This is a genomic window from Pseudomonas juntendi (genome assembly GCF_009932375.1).
Lineage (GTDB): Bacteria > Pseudomonadota > Gammaproteobacteria > Pseudomonadales > Pseudomonadaceae > Aquipseudomonas > Aquipseudomonas juntendi.
The window spans coordinates 1-489 of record NZ_BLJG01000325.1; the positions used below are offsets into that span (position 1 = coordinate 1).

The 489-nt window shown below is 65.6% G+C and carries 2 pseudogenes; both read left to right on the top strand.

Going from position 1 to position 489, the window contains the following annotated elements:
• Positions 1 to 179 (top strand): annotated as a pseudogene (locus GYA94_RS28380) (hypothetical protein); the annotation flags it as partial.
• An 80-nt stretch (positions 180 to 259) separates the two neighbouring features.
• Positions 260 to 489 (top strand): annotated as a pseudogene (locus GYA94_RS25500) (ABC transporter substrate-binding protein); the annotation flags it as partial.

Sequence of the window (489 nt, forward strand, 5' to 3'; positions counted from 1 at the left end):
TTGCCTCGGCCGCCGAGGAACAAAGCGCGGTGGCCGAGGAAATCAACAGCAACGTGGCCACCATTCGTGACGTGACCGAATCGCTGTCCGGCCAGGCCAATGAGTCAGCCCGGGTCAGCCAGTCGCTGAACAGCCTGGCCAACCAGCAGCAGGCGCTGATGGACCAGTTCCGCGTCTGAAGCATTGGGGGCGCCAGTGGCCCCAAGGGCAGCCCAACCTCGTCGTCTACACTTGCCGCACTGTCGACGACGAGGTGCACATGAAAACAATCCCCGCGCTCCTGGCCGGGCTGCTGCTGACGGTTGGCCTGGCCAGCACCGATAGCGCAGCAGCGGCCGACCAGCCCGCCCCCATTCATTTCGGCGCCATCAGCTGGGAAAGCGGCGCACTCACCACCGAGATATTGCGGCTGATTGTCGAGCGCGGCTACGGCTACCCCACCGACACCCTGCCCGGCAGCACGGTCAGCATGGAGGTGGCGCTGACACG